The organism is Thalassotalea fusca, assembly GCF_053485835.1.
Genome location: NZ_JBQRUN010000023.1, coordinates 33,215 through 40,108, shown reverse-complemented (window position 1 = coordinate 40,108; position 6,894 = coordinate 33,215). Strand labels below are relative to the sequence as shown.

The following is a 6,894-nucleotide window of genomic DNA, read 5'->3' as shown; positions in this document are numbered from 1 at the left end:
GCTTGTCAGGAAAGTGATAACTTCACAAATTTCTTTGATGGAGAATGACTACAACAGCATCAATTTGCTTTGTTCTAACTTCCCTGACATAGCTCTGAACTGGTCAAATATTTATTTCACTTGGTATTATTGCTTACATTGCCAACCAGCAATCAGGATAATGGCTTAGCGAAGGTCAATAAAAAAACGCTGTTAACCGCGATTAACAGCGTTTGAGTTAAGCTAGCTTTGATGGGTAATACCAATCCGCATAAAGGATTGGTATAAAATTAAAACTGGTAGTTAAACTCTACCCCAAACATACGAGGTAAACCTCGGTTTGCAATAGGTGAGCCCACCGCCATCGCTTGTCCACCAATACCCAACAAATACTCTTCATCGAGTAAATTATCAACGTAAGCACTGATGCGATAACGGCCGTCTTCATCCAGCAATGAAATACGCGCATTCAAAAGGCCATAGCTATCAATGCGGTTATCATCAGTTAAACCTTTGACCTCACTCGGATTATATGGCAACACAGGCAGAGACGGCCCATCAATATCGGTTTGGCGCTCACTGGTGTACACCCAGTCTAAATGAAAGTTAATTAAGTGACTTTCTAGGCTAATTGTATGATCGGCGGCCAAATATACGTTATGTTTTGGCATGCCGGAAATTGGCTCACCTAGCAGTGAATCACTCTCCTCAACCGAGTCTTCCCATGGAAATAAGCCCCATTTAGTGTACTCAGTATCTAAATAACCATAATTAGCGCTTAAGATAAGTTGAGGCGTCACTTGCCATTGTGTTTCTAGCTCAATCCCTTGTCCTTTGGCATCGACATTTCGAAGGTTATATGTGGGTACGGTACCCGCAGGGCCGTCTAACTCATGCTGTTGCAAATCGTTGTAATCGTAATGAAATGCGGACAAATTAAACTTTAACTTTTGCTCAAACCAGAACGACTTCATCCCAACTTCTGTACTTTTAACAGTTTCTTCGTCTACTGGTGGTGCAAGGCCTAATGTGTTGTATCCGCCAGACTTAAAGCCCTCTGCATAACTTACATAAGTCATTAGTTGCGGCGTCCATTGATAGTCAAGTACGACCCTAGGGGTTAACTTGCTCCACTTATCGCTTTGTTGTGATTGTGTTGGTACTGAAAACGCCAAACCAATTGGAATATCCTCAACCCCCTGAAACGCCATATCGATGGTATTTTGATACTGCGTATTGATGTCAAAGATCTTCTTGTCGACGCTATATCTTAATCCGAGTGTTAAATCGAGCTTGTCAGTGAGGCTATAAGTACCGTCGCCATAAATCGCATAGCTTTTAGTCTGGCTACGATTTTGCGTAAACTCGTTGAAAGGACGCCCATAATTATTGAGCACCAAAATCCCTAGCACATGCTCTGGTTGCAGCGGTGTACCTGCCATTATTTCGGCAATGGTTTGTGCAGGTATAATCTGGCTAAAAAAGCCGGCCATACCTAATCCGGGTTGAATCGACGGTATCAACGATGGATCAACTCCCGCATTGGTTAACGCAAACCCATCTAACGTTTGAAAGTTAAAGTTCGCATGCGTATCCTGCGTCATGTCTTCATCAAAGTATGTCGCACCTAATGTCCACTTAAGTTGTTCTGTTGCGCCAGTTAGCCTAAATTCTTGCGAGAATTGTGACTGTTCTTCATCTAAAATACTGCCAAAGTACGCTCGGTCAAACGCACTGCCATCGTCTTCCATTGCGTTGTAACGCGTAAAATCTCGATATGCAGTAATTGAGGTAAACAGCATATTACCTACATCGTAGTTAACCTCTAAAGACAGCCCTCTTGCATCTCGGACTTCTTTGTTATCTTCCCAATCGGTTTCTACCGCGCCATATGGGTCGCCTGAACCATAAGCGGTATTCAGCGTTGCGGCAGGGCGAGAGTCTTGATCAATTTCAGAAATATCAAAGCGTAGAATCGCTTCTAAGTCGTCATTCACTTGCCATAGAATATCGTTGCGAAATGACCAATCATTGTTATTGCCAATTTTGTCTCGTTGCCCAACAACATCGACATAGCCCCCACGATAATTCCTCACCACACTCGTGCGCATCGCCACAGAATCGCTCAGCGGCGTATTGTAGCTCGCCTCTAGCTTGACTTTATCATAGTTGCCCAAGGTAAGTTGTAAACTGCCTTCAGTATCGTCAACTGGTCTCTTAGTTAAAATATTAACCGCGCCCGCAGCAGAGTTTCGACCAAACAATGTTCCCTGTGGACCTTTGAGCACTTCTACTCGCTCGATGTCGTTAAAGTTGAGATTAGAAGTACCGCGTCTCCCAACGTACACCCCATCAATATACACAGCAACCGCAGGATCTAATCCTATACCAAAGTCATTGGTCGTAATGCCACGAATATTAAACGTTGTTTGCGTTGCTGTAGCATTATTCGTCTCAAGCCCCGGCGTAAATAGCCCCAGATCATTGAGATTTTCAGCCCCTAGCTTGCGTAGTGTTTCATCGGAAAATGCCGATATGGCAATGGGTACCGCTTGAATACTTTCAACCCGACGTTGCGCACTCACTTCAATGACTTCAATTTCATTGTAGGTATTTTGCTGTGCTGCCTCTTGTGCCAACACGAGCTGTGGTGATAATGCTACGGCAATAGCGCTCGCTAATTTCCCTATGCGTAATAACGTTTTTTGTTTATTTCCTTTTTGAAAACCATACAGATTCACTTACTTCTCCCCAAAACTACGAATGCTGATTGTTGTTATTTTTTTAATTTAATATTGTTTTTTTATTGTGTTATGACGGTATCTTTATTTGACAAAATATTATCTTCTCGCACTTTGACATAAAGTTTTATAAAGCTAATTGAAACGACGATATAAACGAGTGCAGAGATCATTGCCATGTGGCGATATGCTTCAGGCAACTGCCAGACCACGGCGGCTGATGATAAAAATAAACGAATGCATTCTGCGAATAATGCATAGGGTCGACCGGCCTGTATCCAGCCAATAATGACAAGATTAATAGTGGCAGCGACGCAAAGTGTAAGATTGGTGAGTAGCGAATTTTGACCAGCGCCCAACAATAACCCAACAATTCCCAATAAAAACACAAGGTATTGGCAAGCTAAATATTGCTTTCTCGCATGTGAGATGTCGACATCATATTTAAGCTTATGCATCGTTTTAGTGGTTACGTACTTGCGCGGATAATCTTGCTTTACATCGTCTGGTCGCCAGCCCGGTGGCATAAACCAAACCTTAATTTTGTCGCGCCAGTTGCGTGTTCGCCACGCGTCTTGCCACAACAAGAGGTACACTTGAAAATTCGCCCACAAAGGGTTCCAACTTTTTAGCTGCTGGCTTACACCGTAAACCGTATTAATTTCGGATTTTTCAGCTTGAAATGAGTTGAACAGTTTATCCCAAAGAATTAAGACGCCGCCAAAGTTTTTGTCGATGTAATCTCGGTTAAGCGCATGATGCACGCGGTGGTGACTTGGCGTAACAAAAATGGCTTCAAACCAAGTCGGCATTTTGTCGACATGACGAGTGTGCACCCAAAACTGATAAATCAAATTAAGTGAGGCGCACGCAAGCAATAGCACAGGGCTAATACCTACGTACGCCAACGGGAGCACAATTACCCAACCCAAAAGGCTAGGCGTACTGGTTTGTCTTAGCGCAGTGGTGAGGTTGTATTCTTCACTCGAATGATGAACTACATGCGATCCCCACATAACGGAAACACGATGATTTAAGCGGTGTATCCAATAATACGCAAGGTCATATAGCACGAACGCAGTGAGCCAAAACCAAATATTGTCTTGGTTAAAAGTAAACAATGCGTAATTTTCGTATAAAAGGTAATACACCGAAAATGGAATTGCCGCCTTCAATATTCCCGTCACTCGACTAAAAATGCCAAGGTTTAACGAGTTTATTGCATCGTTGAAACGATAGTAGCCTGTACCACGATAGCGATCGACGGCAAGTTCAATAATAATCAGCAACAAGAAGAGCGGAATAGCCGCCAAGATAAAGTTCATGGTGAGTTCCTGTTTAAACGATACTGTTTACTGTACGGAGAACCATGCTAAAAATATTGACCATGAAACGACAACTATTGACCGTACAGACCATCTACTAGCAACGAGAAGGTATCAGGCGCTAACGGTGAAGCGGCATGAATAAACTATAAACTGACACTGTATCACTCTGAACTATCAGCGGTTCGAGGCAGTATTAGTTGCAATTATCGCTGTATTTACAACCCGATAATTTATACACTCATAGGTAATTGAATAAGGATACAATCAGGTTAGTATATGAAGAAAATCATCGCTATCGGTAGTGCATTTTTGAGTGCTTCGGCTTTCGCAGATACACATTATCAAGTGTCGTTCGACAACGCACCTCACCACGAAGCACAAGTATCGGTAACGTATACTAACCTTCAATCGCCATTACTCGAAGTGCAGATGAGCCGATCATCTCCAGGCCGATATGCACTGCATGAATTTGCCAAGAACGTATACAACGTTACCGCTGTTAATAGTGTTGGCCAACCGCTTCAGATCGAACGACCCAACCCATATCAGTGGCATGTGTCTGGCCATGATGGCGAAGTTACGATTACTTACACCTTGTTTGGTGACCGTGCCGATGGAACCTATACACAGATTGATCGTACACATGCTCACATGAATATTCCGGCAAGTTTTATGTGGGCAACAGGATTAGAGCAAGATCCAATCACGATAAAATTTCAACCTTTTGATTCCAAGTGGAAAGTAGCTACTCAATTACCTAAAGGCAAAGGACGCTATGAATTTACTGCACCTAATCTAGCGTACTTCATGGATAGTCCTATTGAGCTCAGCGATCATGATGTGCGTTCTTGGCAAGTGACTTCTCCTGATCAGAAAAGTTATACCATCAATTTAGCCGTGCACCATGATGGGATATCTGAAGATGTTGATAAATATGCTGACATGGCGAAGGCGGTTGTTGATGAACAGATTAAACTTTATGGTAGTGCGCCTTCGTTTGATTACGGTGAGTACACCTTTATCGCGTGTTATTTGCCTCATGTAAATAATGACGGCATGGAGCACAGAAACTCGACCATATTGACCAAAAGCATGTCATTAGACGAAGCAGAATATAGCCAACTGAGTACGCTATCGCATGAGTTCTTTCATGCATGGAATGTTGAACGCATCCGACCGCAAGACTTGGAACCATTCAATTTTAGTAGTCACAACATGTCACGCAACTTGTGGTTTGCCGAAGGGTTTACCACTTACTATGATCGTCTCATCATGCGCCGCGCACAACAGTCGACTATCGACGAATACCTGAAAACGGTCACAGCCATTGTTAACCAAGCACAACAGTACCCAGGACGCCTTTACTTTACGCCTGAAGGCGCGAGTATGTTAGCGACATTTACTGATGCCGGCACTTCTATCGACAAAACTAACTTCAGTAATATTTTCTTTAGTTACTATATCTATGGTCGCGCAATGGCATTAGCGCTCGATTTATCAATTCGCGCAGAATTTCCGGGAAAATCGCTAGACGACTACATGCGTGCTATGTGGCAAGATTTCGGCCAGCACGAAAAACCTTACACACGTGATGATCTAAAAAACACACTGGCAAAAGTATTGGACGACAGTCGGTTTGTGGACAAATTCTTCTCAGATCACATCTACGGGCAAACTAAGCCTGACTTTGAATCCTTGTTAGCCGCAGCTGGCATCGAGGTAAAACAAGCTGATACTGAAAGCGCATATGTAGGTCAAGTAAGCTTAAATTTTCATGGTGATGATGCGATAGTCAGCAAAGCAATCAAAGTGGGCTCGCCATTATATTTAGCAGGCGTTGAACGTGGTGATCAAATCGTTAAGCTAGGACGAAGAACCATCCGTTCGAATGACTTGTGGCGCAAGGCCTTAGCACAATTTAACGTGGGTGACAGTACAACCATCGAATACATTCAACGCGGCATTACTGTGACCAAGCAAATCACATTTATAGCCGACCCCAGCGTAAGATTAGAACGCAAGGAAGGGGAAGAATTATCAACACAACAACAGGCGTTTTTGACCAGCTGGCTAGGGGCTGAAAAGCTATAATTCAAGTTACTAGCATTGGCCGAAACTCTCATCGTAATTGCCTTGAGAGTTTCATACTGCTGGATTAAATATGACCATGAGTCACAATACTGTCATAGAATACTCATAGAATGACCACAGGGTAGTAAATTGGAAGAAGTCGTGAGATACAAACAAACTGAAATAGAACAGTTAACCTACCACTGTCGTGCTGAGTTGAGTAACGAACTTGATGAAACACTTAAATGGCGCTGGGATGATCGTTTTTCTGCCATGTTATCTGAATTTGCGCAGAACCGCTCAGATGGTGTATTAGCGAGTTTACGTGAACGATTCCCCCACGAGTGGGACAAAACATCAATTCGCTTCATGCCTTCAGCCCTAAAAATGCAATTAGGAGACCTAAGTCGACTAACGAAAGAACAAAAGTTGTTTACGTTGCCGGCACACGAACAAACACCAGCAATTGTCGCAATTTGGTGGCCATGGGGTCACGGCGGTACTTATTCACTACGTGTTAAGTTACTTGACGAAACTTACCAATACGTTGAGGCTGCCAACGAACCCTCAAGTATATTTGACAAACTTCGCCAATTTTTTGGTTAACAATTTACAGGTTCACTGAAAATGTATCGCCAGCACCATTCAGGCGACGATAAAATCGGCAATATCAGATTGCGCAATGCGCTGACATAGTGCGCGGTACTTATCAACCACTCACTGCGAACGCTTAACCTAAGCTTGATCGAGCCAATATAGCGCCCTATTCGCCATTT

General features: G+C 43.2%; 4 protein-coding genes. 2 read left to right on the top strand and 2 right to left on the bottom strand.

Features of this window, described 5'->3' with window-relative positions; all coding sequences use genetic code 11:
* Positions 1-269 precede the first annotated feature (269 nt).
* Both ACSLUK_RS18330 and ACSLUK_RS18325 read right to left on the bottom strand, forming a co-directional pair.
* On the bottom strand, positions 270-2,720 hold the full coding sequence (locus ACSLUK_RS18330) for a TonB-dependent receptor (protein WP_448550245.1): 2,451 nt from the start codon (positions 2,718-2,720) through the stop codon (positions 270-272).
* Positions 2,721-2,782: 62 nt separating this feature from the next.
* Positions 2,783-4,045, bottom strand: a complete 1,263-nt coding sequence (locus tag ACSLUK_RS18325; protein ID WP_448550244.1) for a sterol desaturase family protein — start codon at positions 4,043-4,045, stop codon at positions 2,783-2,785.
* A 279-nt stretch (positions 4,046-4,324) separates the two neighbouring features.
* Here ACSLUK_RS18325 and ACSLUK_RS18320 point away from each other — a divergent pair, with 279 nt between their 5' ends.
* Complete coding sequence (locus tag ACSLUK_RS18320; protein ID WP_448550243.1) at positions 4,325-6,139, top strand: M61 family metallopeptidase; 1,815 nt, start codon at positions 4,325-4,327, stop codon at positions 6,137-6,139.
* Between the two features lie 141 nt (positions 6,140-6,280).
* Positions 6,281-6,724 carry a hypothetical protein gene (locus ACSLUK_RS18315; RefSeq protein WP_448550242.1) on the top strand — a complete coding sequence of 148 codons (444 nt, stop codon included), beginning with the start codon at positions 6,281-6,283 and terminating at the stop codon, positions 6,722-6,724.
* The last annotated feature ends 170 nt before the right edge of the window (positions 6,725-6,894 follow it).